Below are 13,461 nucleotides of genomic sequence, written 5' to 3'. Positions count from 1 at the left end.
CGTTTTCAGGTTACCAATATCTGTCGTTCGGGTTCCCGTAAAGTGCCAGCACCCGGTGCGCGTCGCCCTTTTCGCGGCTGCGGATGAAGGACACGGAGATGGTCTTGCGCGTGTAATAGCGCGTGAGGTTGCGGTACTCCAGCATCTTCGTGTAAACCTGATCCACCACGTCCATCCGCTCCTTGTCCGAGAGCGAGAGGCCGTTGCCGCCGGTTATGACCGTCTTGAGTTCCGCCACCAGCGCGCCACCCTCCTCCAGCAGCCGGGCGTAACCCGCCGAGATCGCCGCCAGCTCGTCCACCGTGAAGTTCGGGTCTGAAACCATACGGTTGAATCCCGAGGTGTAGATTTCCGTGATCTCGCTGACCATTTCGAGCGTCAGCTTCACCTTCCGGGCATCCTTGATGATGTTATGCACCGATTTGAGGGCGTCGTAGTAAGCCTTGCTCTGGTTATAAATCTTGATACTCTCTTGCAGCGACTTGACCATGTTGGTCGCCGTGGTCGAGCTTTGAACCGCGCTCTTGATGTTCTGAACGAGGTTCGACGGGTCGATGACCGTCCACTGCGCTTTTGCCTGGTACGTGAAGCAAAGAAGCCCCACGAACAGCGTTAAAATCAATCGTTTCATCCTTTTCATTATTTAATTCGTGAATACTTGGGCGGTCATTCCGACGCCCGGTAATAATCCCCGTAGGCGGAGAGCTGGAGCACCTCGCGCCCCGCATCGTAGGCCAGGGCGACATACCCGTAGAGGTCGAAGTAACGGATACCTCCCCAATACTTCCTTACGGGACGGGAGAAGCGTGTCCCGTCCTTGTAGGACACCTCCACGTAAAAACCGCCGCCCCGGCGTCCCGGGTTGCGGTAGATGCGAACCCGGGGAGAACCCGAGCGGCTTTCCCACTCGCCCGCCACCTCGTACAGCGCGAAGTCCAAACGCGCCGCCGTGGGGTCTGATCCGATACACTTGCGATACATGGCCTGCCCTCCCTTTAACGTTTGCCCTCGGCGAGCTGCCTGATCGCCAGTTCCATATCACCGCCCAGCTCGCCGGCAAGCCGCTGTACCTCCACTTTCTCCGTTTCCTCGGTCGTGTAGGCCAGGTACTCCGGGACGCTGACCTCCGTGGCATAGACCGCCGACTGAACGCCGCCCAGACCGATCCAGACCTCCTTGTATTTACGGGAAGGGTCGTTGGACTGGTTGATCGAGAGAATCTGCGCCTTCTCCTTGTCGGTCAGCCCCAACAAGGACTGAATCGCGTCGAAACGGTTCATGAACTTGCGCTGGTCGAGCAGGATCTTGCAGTCCGAGTTGTTGATGATCGCCTCCTTGACCACCGGGCTGGAAATGATGTCCTCGACCTCCTGCGTCACAACGATGGCCTCACCGTAGTATTTGCGGACGGTTTTATACATATAACGCAGATATTCAGCCATATTGGCCGTAGAGAGCGCCTTCCAGGCCTCCTCGACGATGAGCTGTTTGCGTACCCCCTTGAGCCGTCTCATCTTGTTTATGAAAGCCTCCATGATGATGATGGTGACCACGGGAAAAAGCTCCTTGTTTTCCTTGATGGAATCCACCTCGAAGACCACGAAGCGCTTCGAGAGCAGGTCGATGTTGGCCCGGGAGTTCAGAAGGAAGTCGTAGCGTCCGCCCTTGTAATACTGCCGCAGGGTGATGAGCATGTTGTCGATGTTGAAATCCTCGCGGCTGACCCGGATCTCCCGCTCCTCCAGCTCGCGGCGGTAGTCGTCCCGCAGGTACTCGTAGAAACTGTCAAAACACGGCACGATATTCCGGTCGGCGCGGATACGCTCGATATAGGCGTTCACGGCACTGCCCAGCTCGCCGCTCTCGGTCTTCGTGATCTTGTCGTCCTCGGTTTTCCAGAGTGTCAGCAGCAGCGTCTTGATGCTGTCCTTCTTCTCCACGTCGAAATAGTAGTCGTCGGTGTAGAACGGATTGAAACTGATGGGATGTTCCTCGGTATAGGTAAAATACACGCCGTCCTCACCTTTGGTCTTACGCCGGATCAGCTCGCAAAGACCCTGGTAGCTGTTACCGGTATCCACCAGCACGACATGCGTGCCCTGCTCCCAGTATTGGCGGACTAAATGATTCATAAAGAATGACTTGCCTGACCCCGAGCCGCCTAACACGAATTTATTCCTATTCGTAATGATCCCTTTTTTCATCGGTTCGTCCGAGATGTCCAGGTGCAGGGGCCTGCCGCTTACGCGGTCGCACAGCTTGATGCCGAAAGGGCTGGACGAGGATTTATAGTTGGTTTCCTCCGTGAAGAAACAGACCGCGGGCTCGATGAACGTGTAGAACGATTCCTCGGCGGGGAAATCTCCCGCGTTGCCCGGCATACCCGCCCAGTAGAGCGTGGCGGCGTCCACGGTGTTGTGGCGCGGGCGGCACTCCATCAGAGCGAGCTGGCTGCCCACATCGTTGCGGATATGCCGGAGCTCCTGCACGTCGTCCGACCAGGCCAGCACGTTGAAATGGGCCCGGACGGATTGAAGACCGAACGAGTGCGCCTCGTTGAGATACTGGTCGATGTCGAGTAGGTCAGCCCCCTTACGGGAGCTTTCCCCTCTAAGAACCGTACGTGAGAGTTTCCCCTCATACGGCTCAAGCAATTCAAAACTTTTATTTGTAACTAAAAGCCGGCTCATAGTAACTTCCATTTATTTCTGTTAGTAATTCGGCTGCAATGATCATGTATTAGGACTTTCGCCTTTCTACTGCTCCCTGTCATTTCAGTAATTTTCCAGGGAGTTTCCCGTGTGATGTGCTTGCCACACACAGGGCAACATTGCATTTGCTGATTCCACAGGCGATAGATATATTGCTTGCCGTCTAAGTGTGCAAGCATTCTTCGGGTCTTGTATTGATCGAAGAAATCTTTCCAATCGGCATCATATGGGTTGGCCTCACTGCGGATTTTGATATGTCGCTTTATTTTCGTATCCGACAATCTCACAAGAGTGTGGTATTTATCCACTTTCCTGTTTTCAAGCGGTACGGCAAAAGTCCAGCTTCTACCTCTTACAGTGTGATAATACTTGTTGGCAATCCATCGTTTACCTTTTTTGGGATGTCTTCTGCGAGACCATCGCCATAGTTTGTTGAAAATTTGTGCATCTGTTTTACGGAAAGTTTCCGATGCAGAACACCCCTTGTAGTAGTTCGCCCATCCTCTAATGACTGGGTTTAGCAATCGTATCAAAGATTGTTGCTTAGAAGACTTGTTCTTGTCCACTATTTCACGAACCTTATCTAAAAATCTCTTTCGACTCTTCTTGGATGGTTTTGTGATAAACTTGCCTTTATATTTTCTGATATTGAACCCAAGAAAATCAAACCCTTCTTCTATATGAGTTATCTTAGTCTTTTCTTCTGATAAGGTAAGCCCTCTTGCTTGAAGAAACTCAATGACTAATGGTTTAACATGGTTCTCCAACAACTCCTTACTCTCTCCTGTGATAATAAAATCATCCGCGTAGCGAACAAGATTTATCATAGGAGTATAGTAATTTTTCTTCGAGCGGTTTATCGGAAAGCTATCGGCAAGCAGTTTTTCCAGTCCGTCCAAAGTCATATTTGCAAGAGTTGGGGAGATGATGCCGCCTTGAGGAGTTCCCTCCTCTGTCGGAAAAAGTTGCTTGTTGAAAATAAATCCACTTTTCAACCATTTACGGAGCAAAACTTTATCCATAGGGATATTGTCAAGCAACCATTCATGACTGATATGGTCGAAACAACCTTTGATATCACCTTCTAAGATCCATTGTGGGGATGTCGTCCTTGCCAGGTCATTGAAGCATTGTTGAACGGCATCTGCCGTGCTCCTTTCTTTTCTGAAACCATAAGAATTGGCATCAGCCGTTGTTTCAGCTACGGGAGCCAGTGCCATCAGATACAATGCCTGCATAGCCCGGTCTTTCATAGTTGGTATACCCAATGGTCTTAATTTCCCGTTACTCTTTCTGATATGTACTCGTCTCAGAGGTTGGGGTGTATAACCTCTCCTTTTCAGTTCGGTTATTGCACACACTTTAGCATCTGGCGTTTTCCATGTTACCATATCGACGCCAGCCGTTTTACTCCCATTATTGGAAGTTACACGTCTTACCGCTAATGCTTTAGCGTAAAACGAGTGGGTCAGTGTCCACTGCAAGGCTTTGACCTTGTTGTGGCGACCCTCTTTTTGAGCCTTTACAATACGCGCTTGTAGCTTTTGAACCGCAGCTTCGCATTTGAGCCAATTTATACTGTCCCATTTGCTCTGCGTTTGGTCAGTCGATGCACACGATTTTTTAATTTCGTTCATTTGCTTTTCTCCTTTTAAAAGTTCTAAAAGTTTCTTGTAAAGAATCACCTACCGCAGAAGTCAGCCTGCTTTCGCAGCGGGATGATGTTTCAATCCCTATTCACCCCATTACAGGGTGGCATTCGCTTTTTCTGCAATCCTATACCCGCACTCCATTCGGCATTCCTTACGGTCTGCTTACCTGTCATTGGCAGGAGAAATACGGGCTTACTACGTTCCGTGCAAGTAACTTATAAGTGGGTTAGGTTCTGTCTATTACACCGGCAGTACTCTGTTCGTGTATTCCCAGAATGGAGAGGAATAACCGACTGCTTCCCTTTTGGGCTGAAGCCTATCAGTATCTTTGGCTTCTTCAACCTTACGACGTTTAGACGACAGTTCGCTTACGCTAACCATACCACCCAAGCCAAGCTCCCTGACTGTATGATACTAACAGCCATTGTCTTTCCCTCACGGTTCTGACTGCTCCTTTCGGAAGGGCTACCTTGTCTGGACAGCTTTGATACAGTATATTACTATTGGTGCATCTGTCCATAGGCTACCGTTGACGAAACAACGGGTTAAATCTAAGTTTAACAATTACTTACACAGCGACGTATCGCACCCACTCCTTGTTTATCTGGTTCCCGCGGGAGTAGCGGGAAAGGGACTGCATGTTACGCGCACGTTTCTCGAACATACGCAGGTTTTCGTCGCTGTCTTCCAGGAACACGTACTGGTTGTAAAGGTGGTCGCAGGAAAGCAGAAGCCCCACGGGGGCCGCGAACGAGAGCAGGCAGTCCGAACGGTCGGTGGAAAGACGCTCGTAACGGGTGTCCGTACCCACGCGCCCCGGCAGGTCTTCCGTGTCCGAGAGCGTGTGCAGGCACACCCGTTTGTTACCCACGCGCAGAACCTCGGCCCCCAGCTCGATGTCCTGAAGAGAAGTCGTCTCCGAGAGCGAGAGGGAAAAGTACCGCTCCAGCAGGCCCGGACAATCCGCCGTACCCGTGATCTCGTCCCCCGTGAGGCGGACAAGGGTCAGGAAACCCGAATCGTTCAGAATACGCTCGAACTGTTCCGCCGCCTCCAGGAATTTTGTCGCCGATTCCCGGTTTACCTCTTTGGGAATGATGTTGCCCCGGCAGAGGGTCGAGAAGTCTGAACGCATGTGCATACGCTCCCTCGTCGTTTTCGTCAGGTAGAGGAAGCAGGCGTGGGTCAGGAACGGACGCTCGTTGAAATGCCGCTCGTAACTGCGGGAGAGGAAACTCATGTCCCCCTCGCCCGTGGCCGGGCGGTAACGCTCGCGGATGAACCAGTCCTGCTTGTGTACCACGCTGTATTCGGGCAAGACCTTCAGGGCCTTGCACCAGGCGGCGTGGATCGCCTCGTACTCGGCGGACGTGACGGTGAACAGCTCCGGGAGTTCGACCCGATAGGCGACCGTTATGTCCGCATCCTTGCTGATGATACAACCGCCTTCCACGGCCAGGAGCGGGAACTTGCTTTCCAGCGTGGTGGCTTTCAAGATGTTTCTCATACGCGGCCCCCCTTTCTTTTCAGCAACCGGCGCAGGGACTTGCGGTTGAGCAGGTAGCGGGGATGCCGGCGCGCGGCGAGCAGCTTCATCAGCCCGTGTTCCCCGTAACGGGCGTTCAGGCGGAAGGTAAGCCAGACCAGCACCGAAGCCGCCGCAACGCCGAAAGCGATACATACCCACTGATCGACCCCTGCCATGTAGAGGATGACGAACACCACGAAGACGGCCAGCAGGCCGCCCGCGAAGATGAAGAGGTACTGCGCCTTCAGGCCCCGGAACTCCACGCTCTTGCCGATTCCCTTGTTGATTCCATATTCCATAATTATTTGCATGACAGGTTGGACTACAAGAAGAAAGAGCGTAGGATCGTCGCGGCGACAATCAGGAAAATACACGCGCCGAACCAGCTCGCGGCGGTCTTCGACGTGTCGGGGTCGCCGCTCGAAAACTTGTTATAGACCTTGATGCCCCCGATAAGGCCGACCACAGCCCCAATCGCGTAGATGAGCTTCGTTCCGGGATCGAAGTAGCTGGTTACCATGTTGGTAGCCTCCGTAATGCCGGCGATGCCGTTGCCCTGCGCGAAAGCGGAGGAGATGGCGGCAAAGAGAAATGCCGCCGGAAGAAGAATCTTGTTCTTTCTCATAACTCGATAATGTTTGAATTGTGGCGCGGGGATGGATAGGCCCCGCACCGGGTTAAACTTCTTGATTCGGATTTTTTCAGTGGTTCGCGGGTAACCTCATGCGCTACCCGTAGTCTTTTTCTTTCATCGTGATGTCATTATGGGGTTAAACAAACTCACGGACGTCGAAACCCGTGGGAACCGAACCCTGCGGAGATGGGCTTTCCGCAGACCTCTCGGACATACGCCGGTGAAAGGCCGAGAGGTAGGTGTCGATCAGGGATTTTACCCTGTCGTTCCCGTCGGGGCGGCCCGAAACGATGACCTCGAACATGTCGGTCTGTTTCAGGCCCAGGAGGACACGTCCCGTTTCCTCCCTTTGCTCGTCTGTTGAAGGTGGATCATGTACCACGTGGCGGTAGGCTTCGCCCATCTGTTCAAAACTAACCCCCTGGGCAAGCGAGCGGCCCAAAAGGGGCAGCTCTTCGGTGTCGTCTTCATCCTCGTCATAATCCGGCTCCTCCGCGTCCGCATCCGGGAAAGATTCATCGTACAGCGGAAAGTCGATTTCCAGAGGTTCGTTAGGCTCCCCCTCGGGAGCGACACCGAACACTTCATCCAGGTCTTCCGGCGGAATCTGCCGGGGGTGTTCGGGTACATTCGTGGGCACAAATATATCGGCTTTTTCCGTAACTTTTTCAGTTTCAGATTCTACGGCAGCTTGTGGCCGGGAGTGGCGCGGGTCGAGGACAAAGCGGCTCCTGCCGATGATCTCCTGTCGGCAGGGAGTGTCTTCGGCAACGATCCCGTCTGCCGGTTCGTTGCGTTCCATCCGCCGCAGGCGGAAAAACGCCCACAAGGCATACCCCACGGCAAAGAGGGGCAGCAGCCACAACGCCCCGTTCATCGCTCCTCCGCTTTGGGTTGCAGGGAGGCCACGGCCTCACGCTCCTCGAAAAGCCGCTCGATGGTTTCCCGGTTATCGTCCAGGTGCGCCTTGAGAACCTTGTCCACGTAGGCCGTGATCGTCACGTCGCCACGACCGATGACACGGGTGATCTCGCGGATACGCTCGTGATACGACGGACGTATCTTCACGTGCTTGTTACCGGCGAAAGGCAGCCGCAGCAGGCAGATGTAACGGGCCAGGTACTCGGCCTCGGGGGTGGGGACAGTCCCCACGGCGACCTCCCCCGAAGGGCCGTCGGGGACGATAAGGGTTTTCATCCTGCGCCGGTAGCGGCACACGCGGAAGATGAAGGGCACGGCGACGCAAAGGACGGCCGCCAGGATAACAGATAAAATAATTGCTTTGTCTGACATGATGGATTGTTTTTAATAGGTTGTAAATATTGGGTTCATAACTAAAAAATATCGGAGTTCCGTTTCTTGTAGAGTTCCGAAATTTCCTCCTGATAGGTAGCGAAATGCTGCTCCAGCACATTGTCCAGGTAGCTATACAGCGAGAGTTCGTTCTTACCGATAACCTGCACTATCCGGGTTATACGCTCGTGAAACTCCTTGCGGATATACACCGTTTTGCCGCTTCGGGTATTGGAGGGGGCGTTCCGGATAAAAAGACGCTCGTAATCCTGGCCTTTCCCTCTTCGGCGGCGTCCCTCCTCTTTCGTAGCCGACGAGGAGGCGGCCTCGCCGGACGGTTCCGATAGAGCCGATGCCTCCTCCTCTTTTTCCGGCGTGTAAGGATGTAATGGCCGGTTTCGGCTTTTGGCCTGGCTGATGATGAAGGAAGCGTCCAAACCGTCGTCATGTTCTTTTCCGCTCATAAGATCCTACTTTAACAGTTCGATCAATTCATCCACGAGTTTATCCAGGTTGCTGCCCCGGATCAAAGAACGGTCTGCCGGGAAGAGCGTGGAGCGGAAGACAGAGCGACGGCTGGCGTTCTGCTCACGACGAAAACGCTTGGTGTCAGGCAGGAAGGTCTTCAGAACAGGAAGATCCAGCTCTTTCATTACCGCCTCGTAAACCTGATATAACTCTGTTTTTTCACGTCCGTCCACCATGTTCCATAGCATATACAGCCCTTTCATCCGGGACTTCTCGCGGCCCATGATATGCTCTTTTACCACAACCGCGTAATTCAGGGTGCTTTCCATGACAACCCGGTCGGCACTGATCGGGGCGACGAGATAATCCATTCCGGCCAGGGAATGAATCAGATCCTCGTTATTGATCGTACCGGGAAGGTCGAAGAACACATAATCGAAATCACCTTGCGGCAGGAGGTAGTCGGCATCGGCCAACGCCTCTTTCGTGTTGCTTTCCACGACGGGATAGGCTTTCTTTTGAAGCCGGGTGAATTGTTCGTAAGCTAACCTCTTGTAATGTTCGTCTTCGAGGGCAAGCTTCAGGTCACGTTCCCGCATCTCCACGATGGAGTGTTGGGGATAATCGCAGTCGATGACCGCGACATTGAAACCCTTTACATAGTGCAGGTAAGAAGCTGCCAGCACCGTGAGGGTGGTTTTACCCGCTCCGCCTTTCTGGGTGGAGAAGGCCACGAATTTCGTTTTCTCTTTCATTGTTCCATGCGTTTTTAGTTATACAATCGGGTAATCGTTCATCTCTTCACGTATCCGGGCAAGTGACGGCATGAGATTTTATGCAGGTATGCCGGCACGCATATATGCTGGTGCGCTGGCAGGCTGTTACGCCGGTATGCCGGTGCATGGGCGCGTGTCCGATTTTATACTCATGCGCAACCGCATTTGCTTATCCGGACAAAGACCCGCTTTTTCCTCTGCACACGGTGTTTTCTGCATCCGTCCGCACGTGTGCGGACAGGAGGATGTGTCATTGCCCGTATCCGTTCTCACGTGCAAAGTAAACCCTTAAAAACACGGGTTGTATGCTCTTTTTCCGCTATGGCCGCGTGTGGCATCAAAGTGGACGCAAGTGGCGTAATCACTTGTAGTACAAGCGATTGAATAGGTCGGTATCTTTGCCTCGTGAACGATCCCGACGCTAATGAAGCCGTCCTTGCCCCGTTTTACGGCGGCTCTTTCAATGTTCTGTCCGCGAGCGGGCAGAAGGTATTTGCAAAGGGCAAATAGCAAGCTGTGTTTTCTGCTGCACGATTCTCGTTTTGCAGCAGAAAACAGCTTGCCCGCAAGGGGGAGAAAGCACCTCCGGAGTCGGTGCTTTTCAGAAGGGCGGCAAGCCGCGAAGGGATCGGAATTTTCAGGAACCGGTGGGGCCCTGGCCTCTCCTTAAAATTTCGATGCGATGGAAAAGAACAGAAAGCCCCGAGGGGGCAAAGGGGGACGACCCGCGAAAAACGACCCGGCCGTTTACCGCTTTTCGGTAAACTTTTCAGCCGTGGAACATGCCCGTTTCCTCGACCTTTACGAGCAGTCCGGGCTATTGTCCAAAGCCGCTTTTATCAAAGCGAGAGTGTTCAACGAGGCGTTCCGGGTGGTAAAGACCGACCGGGGAACGCTCGAATACGTGGCGAAGCTGACCGCTTTCCACGCCCAATTCCGTGCCGTGGGAACGAATTACAACCAGGTGGTGAAGGAGCTGCACGCGCATTTTTCCGAGAAGAAAACACTCGCGCTGCTCTATAAACTGGAGAGAGCGACACGTGAACTGGCGGCCGTCGGGCAGCAGGTCGTGTCGCTCTCCGAAGAGTTCAAACAGCGATGGTAGCCAATATCACCACCGGAAAAGACGTGTACGGCGCGCTGGCGTACAACCAGGAGAAAGTCGATCGGGGCGACGGGAAGGTGCTGCTGACCCACATCGTGAGGGAGCCGGCGGATGGGCGCTTCAACGTGGCCGCGACGGCAGAAGACCTCCTGCGCTGGATGCCCTCGCACTACCGGACGGAAAAACCCGTCGTGCACGTGTCGCTCAACCCGGCTCCCGAAGACCGCCTCGACGACGGGCAACTCGCGGAGATAGCCGGGGCCTACATGGAGCGCATGGGCTGGGGAGGACAACCTTATATCGTATTCAAGCATACCGACATCGGACGGGAGCATATCCATATCGTGTCGGTGCAGGTGGCCCAGGACGGGCGCAAGATAAACGACAGCAGGCGCAACGAACGCAGCGTGGCCGTTACCGAGGAACTGGAACGGGAGTACGGACTGCATCCCGCCAAAGGGAGAAGGCGGGAGAAAGGGCAAGGGATCGTCCCCGCCGATTACACGCGGGGCGACCTGAAACGCCAGGTGGCAGCGGTAATAAAACCGGCCGTGGCGACATACCGCTTCCAGACCCTCGGCGAGTTCCGGGCATTGTTGTCCTTATATAATATAGGTATAGAGGAAGTCCGGGGAGAGCGGAACGGAACCCCCTACCGGGGATTGCTCTACACGCTGCTGGACGAGAACGGGGACAAGGCAGTGGCCGCGCCGCTCAAATCCTCACTGTTCGGTAAAGAGGTCGGGTATGACGGGCTGGAACGGCACATGGAGCGCAACGCCGAACGGTTCGGGAAGGACGACACGAGGAGGCAAATCCGTGGCCGGGTCGATAAAGCGCTTCGGGGAGAACCCACGGAGGAAGAACTGCGCGAACGCCTGCGGGGAGCCCGGGTGGATCTCTACATACGACGCAACGAAAACGGCCGCATCGTGGGAGTGACGTTCATTGACCACGAAACACGGACGGTCGTGAACGGATCACGGCTGGGAAAGGCATACTCGGCCAACGCCTTCGAGCTGCGCTTCGGCGGGAAACGGAATCCCGGGGAAAACACGAGGGACTTGTCCCCGAAACAAGCGCCTGCCGGACGGGACGGGCAACGGAAGCGGAATACCTCACGACGGAGGAAAGTATAACATCTCAATTATCATTCATTTATTAAATTTTACGGTTATGCAACAGGAAGACGACCTTCGGGGTCTTGCAAAAACAATGGATTTCATGCGGGCATTGAGTATCTTGTTCGTGGTTATCAACATCTACTGGTTCTGTTACGGGCAGATACGGGAATGGGGAATCAATATCGGCGTGGTCGATAGGATTCTGCTGAACTTCGACCGCACCGCGGGGCTGTTCCGGAATATACTATGGACGAAACTTTTCGCCGTCGTGTTCCTCGCCCTTTCATGCCTCGGGACAAAAGGAGTAAAAGAGGAGAAAATTACCTGGCGGAAAATCACGGCATCGCTGGCCACGGGAGGCGTGCTGTTCTTCTTCAACTGGTGGCTGCTGGACTTGCCGCTGACGGCGATGGCGAACGCGGCTTTCTACATACTGACCCTATCGGCCGGGTATATCTGCCTCTTGATGGGCGGCGTGTGGATGTCCCGCCTGCTGAAGAACAATCTCATGGATGACCCTTTCAACAACGAGAACGAATCATTCCAGCAGGAAACACGCCTGATCGAGAACGAGTACTCCATAAATCTGCCGACGAAATTTTACTATAACAAACAGTGGAACAACGGGTTCGCCAATGTCGTAAACCCGCAAAGGGCTTGCATCTGCATGGGAAGCCCGGGCAGCGGGAAGAGTTATTGTGTTGTAAACCAGTTCATTAAACAGCAAATCGAAAAGGGCTATACCCAATACATCTATGACTACAAGTTTCCCGATCTTTCGGAAATCGCTTACAACCACCTGCTGAATCACCAGAAAAGTTACAAGAAAATCCCGACTTTCTACGTCATAAATTTCGACGACCCGCGCCGCTCGCACCGCTGTAACCCCATTCACCCGGACTTCATGACCGATATTTCGGACGCCTACGAGAGCGCCTATACCATCATGCTCAACCTGAACCGAAGCTGGGTGCAGAAGCAGGGCGATTTTTTTGTGGAAAGCCCCATTATCCTTTTTGCGGCCGTGATCTGGTTCCTGCGCATCTACGACAACGGGCGGTATTGTACCTTCCCGCACGCCATCGAGTTCCTGAACAAGCGGTACGAGGATATTTTCCCGATTCTGACATCCTACCCGGAACTCGAAAACTACCTCAGCCCCTTTATGGATGCCTGGCTCGGAGGCGCTCAAGACCAGCTCCAGGGCCAGATAGCATCGGCCAAAATTCCGCTTTCCCGCATGATTTCGCCCCAGCTATATTGGGTCATGTCGGGCGACGATTTCACGCTCGACATCAACAACCCGGACGATCCCAAGATACTCTGCGTGGGGAACAATCCCGACAGGCAAAACATTTACGGAGCGGCTTTGGGATTGTATAATTCCCGGATTGTCAAGCTCATAAATAAGAAAGGCCAGCTCAAATCGGGCATCATCATCGACGAGTTGCCGACAATCTACTTCAAGGGACTCGACAACCTGATCGCCACGGCCAGAAGCAACAAGGTCGCCGTGCTGCTGTGCTTCCAGGATTTTTCACAGTTGAAGAGGGACTACGGGGACAAGGAGGCCGCCGTCGTGATGAACACGGTGGGCAACATCTTCTCCGGGCAGGTCGTAGGTGAAACGGCCAAGACACTCTCGGAACGGTTCGGTAAGGTATTGCAGAAGCGGCAGAGCATGACGTTGAGCCGCAGCGACAAATCGACATCCATATCCACGCAGCTGGACAGCCTGATCCCGGCCTCGAAGATCTCGACGCTCACGCAGGGAATGTTCGTCGGGGCCGTGGCGGACAATTTCGACGAACGTATCGAGCAGAAGATTTTCCACTGCGAGATTGTCGTGGACAACGAAAAAGTGAAAGCGGAAACGGCCCGGTACAAGAAGATACCACAAATTACCGATTTCACGGACGAGAACGGGACGGATCACATGAAACAGGTCGTGCAGGAAAACTACGAACGTATCAAGGCAGAGGCCGGCCGCATCGTCGCCGAGGAACTGGAACGTATCAAGAACGACCCGGTGCTTTGCAAGCTCCTGCCGGAACAGAACTAAATGAACACAAACACCCCCGCAAACAACCTCCGTGACCTTAACCGGGGCTGTTTCCTGGTTTTATAACCGTACAGCCGGTGTTTTGGAGCATAAAGTAGTGATTATGTG

At 53.8% G+C, this 13,461-nt stretch carries 12 protein-coding genes and 2 pseudogenes; 3 read left to right on the top strand and 11 right to left on the bottom strand.

The features are described from left to right. Positions 1 to 10 precede the first annotated feature (10 nt). The 11 genes and pseudogenes from HMPREF9441_RS08410 to HMPREF9441_RS08360 form a co-directional block, all read right to left on the bottom strand. The gene (locus tag HMPREF9441_RS08410) at positions 11 to 631 is read right to left on the bottom strand and encodes a DUF4141 domain-containing protein (RefSeq protein ID WP_004295452.1); all 621 of its coding nucleotides are present in this window, start codon (positions 629 to 631) and stop codon (positions 11 to 13) included. A gap of 35 nt (positions 632 to 666) precedes the next feature. Continuing rightward, on the bottom strand, positions 667 to 981 hold the full coding sequence (locus HMPREF9441_RS08405; RefSeq protein WP_004303798.1) for a DUF3876 domain-containing protein: 315 nt from the start codon (positions 979 to 981) through the stop codon (positions 667 to 669). Positions 982 to 995: 14 nt separating this feature from the next. Next, positions 996 to 2,573 (bottom strand): annotated as a pseudogene (locus HMPREF9441_RS08400) (TraG family conjugative transposon ATPase); the annotation flags it as partial. A 113-nt stretch (positions 2,574 to 2,686) separates the two neighbouring features. Further along, positions 2,687 to 4,348 carry a group II intron reverse transcriptase/maturase gene (gene ltrA, locus HMPREF9441_RS08395; RefSeq protein ID WP_004319152.1) on the bottom strand — a complete coding sequence of 554 codons (1,662 nt, stop codon included), beginning with the start codon at positions 4,346 to 4,348 and terminating at the stop codon, positions 2,687 to 2,689. 601 nt (positions 4,349 to 4,949) lie between these two features. Continuing rightward, positions 4,950 to 5,870 (bottom strand): annotated as a pseudogene (locus tag HMPREF9441_RS08390) (TraG family conjugative transposon ATPase); the annotation flags it as partial. Beyond that, positions 5,867 to 6,193, bottom strand: coding sequence for a DUF4133 domain-containing protein (locus tag HMPREF9441_RS08385; RefSeq protein WP_032558190.1), 327 nt, complete (start codon positions 6,191 to 6,193; stop codon positions 5,867 to 5,869). The pseudogene HMPREF9441_RS08390 and the gene HMPREF9441_RS08385, both read right to left, overlap by 4 nt. 20 nt (positions 6,194 to 6,213) lie before the next feature. Beyond that, entirely contained in the window at positions 6,214 to 6,516 is a 303-nt protein-coding gene (locus HMPREF9441_RS08380; RefSeq protein WP_004303800.1) for a DUF4134 domain-containing protein, read from the bottom strand. 145 nt (positions 6,517 to 6,661) lie between these two features. After that, positions 6,662 to 7,402 (bottom strand): hypothetical protein, encoded by a 741-nt coding sequence (locus tag HMPREF9441_RS08375; RefSeq protein WP_004303801.1) that lies wholly within the window; start codon positions 7,400 to 7,402, stop codon positions 6,662 to 6,664. Continuing rightward, complete coding sequence (locus HMPREF9441_RS08370) at positions 7,399 to 7,818, bottom strand: DUF3408 domain-containing protein (protein ID WP_004303802.1); 420 nt, start codon at positions 7,816 to 7,818, stop codon at positions 7,399 to 7,401. The genes HMPREF9441_RS08375 and HMPREF9441_RS08370 overlap by 4 nt, the downstream gene beginning before the upstream one ends. 41 nt (positions 7,819 to 7,859) lie before the next feature. Continuing rightward, positions 7,860 to 8,282 carry a DUF3408 domain-containing protein gene (locus HMPREF9441_RS08365; protein WP_004295459.1) on the bottom strand — a complete coding sequence of 141 codons (423 nt, stop codon included), beginning with the start codon at positions 8,280 to 8,282 and terminating at the stop codon, positions 7,860 to 7,862. 6 nt (positions 8,283 to 8,288) lie between these two features. After that, on the bottom strand, positions 8,289 to 9,041 hold the full coding sequence (locus HMPREF9441_RS08360; protein WP_007559008.1) for a ParA family protein: 753 nt from the start codon (positions 9,039 to 9,041) through the stop codon (positions 8,289 to 8,291). 703 nt (positions 9,042 to 9,744) lie between these two features. On the opposite strand from HMPREF9441_RS08360, the gene mobA reads away from it, so the two are divergent. Genes mobA through mobC form a run of 3 tightly spaced genes read left to right on the top strand, consistent with a single transcriptional unit; the run spans position 9,745 to position 13,353 of the window. Continuing rightward, entirely contained in the window at positions 9,745 to 10,167 is a 423-nt protein-coding gene (mobA, locus tag HMPREF9441_RS08350; RefSeq protein WP_004295462.1) for a conjugal transfer protein MobA, read from the top strand. Continuing rightward, positions 10,161 to 11,306, top strand: coding sequence for a conjugal transfer protein MobB (mobB, locus tag HMPREF9441_RS08345; RefSeq protein WP_004319166.1), 1,146 nt, complete (start codon positions 10,161 to 10,163; stop codon positions 11,304 to 11,306). Before mobA ends, mobB begins: the two co-directional genes overlap by 7 nt. Positions 11,307 to 11,343: 37 nt before the next feature. Beyond that, positions 11,344 to 13,353: a conjugal transfer protein MobC gene (gene mobC / locus HMPREF9441_RS08340; RefSeq protein WP_008620130.1), complete on the top strand. Its 2,010-nt coding sequence runs from the start codon at positions 11,344 to 11,346 to the stop codon at positions 13,351 to 13,353. Positions 13,354 to 13,461 lie beyond the last annotated feature (108 nt).

It is taken from the genome of Paraprevotella clara YIT 11840, assembly GCF_000233955.1.
Taxonomy (GTDB): Bacteria; Bacteroidota; Bacteroidia; order Bacteroidales; family Bacteroidaceae; genus Paraprevotella; species Paraprevotella clara.
Note: the sequence above shows the minus strand (reverse complement) of the source record. Positions and strands in the feature narration are given on the sequence as shown.

What these genes read in the sequence shown, in the direction of transcription:
- HMPREF9441_RS08380 (WP_004303800.1), bottom strand. Translation starts at nt 6,516, where the DNA reads ATGAGAAAGAACAAGATTCTTCTTCCGGCGGCATTTCTCTTTGCCGCC.
- HMPREF9441_RS08405 (WP_004303798.1), bottom strand. Translation starts at nt 981, where the DNA reads ATGTATCGCAAGTGTATCGGATCAGACCCCACGGCGGCGCGTTTGGAC.
- HMPREF9441_RS08360 (WP_007559008.1), bottom strand. Translation starts at nt 9,041, where the DNA reads ATGAAAGAGAAAACGAAATTCGTGGCCTTCTCCACCCAGAAAGGCGGA.
- mobA (WP_004295462.1), top strand. Translation starts at nt 9,745, where the DNA reads ATGGAAAAGAACAGAAAGCCCCGAGGGGGCAAAGGGGGACGACCCGCG.
- HMPREF9441_RS08370 (WP_004303802.1), bottom strand. Translation starts at nt 7,818, where the DNA reads ATGTCAGACAAAGCAATTATTTTATCTGTTATCCTGGCGGCCGTCCTT.
- mobC (WP_008620130.1), top strand. Translation starts at nt 11,344, where the DNA reads ATGCAACAGGAAGACGACCTTCGGGGTCTTGCAAAAACAATGGATTTC.
- HMPREF9441_RS08375 (WP_004303801.1), bottom strand. Translation starts at nt 7,402, where the DNA reads ATGAACGGGGCGTTGTGGCTGCTGCCCCTCTTTGCCGTGGGGTATGCC.
- HMPREF9441_RS08410 (WP_004295452.1), bottom strand. Translation starts at nt 631, where the DNA reads ATGAAACGATTGATTTTAACGCTGTTCGTGGGGCTTCTTTGCTTCACG.
- HMPREF9441_RS08365 (WP_004295459.1), bottom strand. Translation starts at nt 8,282, where the DNA reads ATGAGCGGAAAAGAACATGACGACGGTTTGGACGCTTCCTTCATCATC.
- ltrA (WP_004319152.1), bottom strand. Translation starts at nt 4,348, where the DNA reads ATGAACGAAATTAAAAAATCGTGTGCATCGACTGACCAAACGCAGAGC.
- mobB (WP_004319166.1), top strand. Translation starts at nt 10,161, where the DNA reads ATGGTAGCCAATATCACCACCGGAAAAGACGTGTACGGCGCGCTGGCG.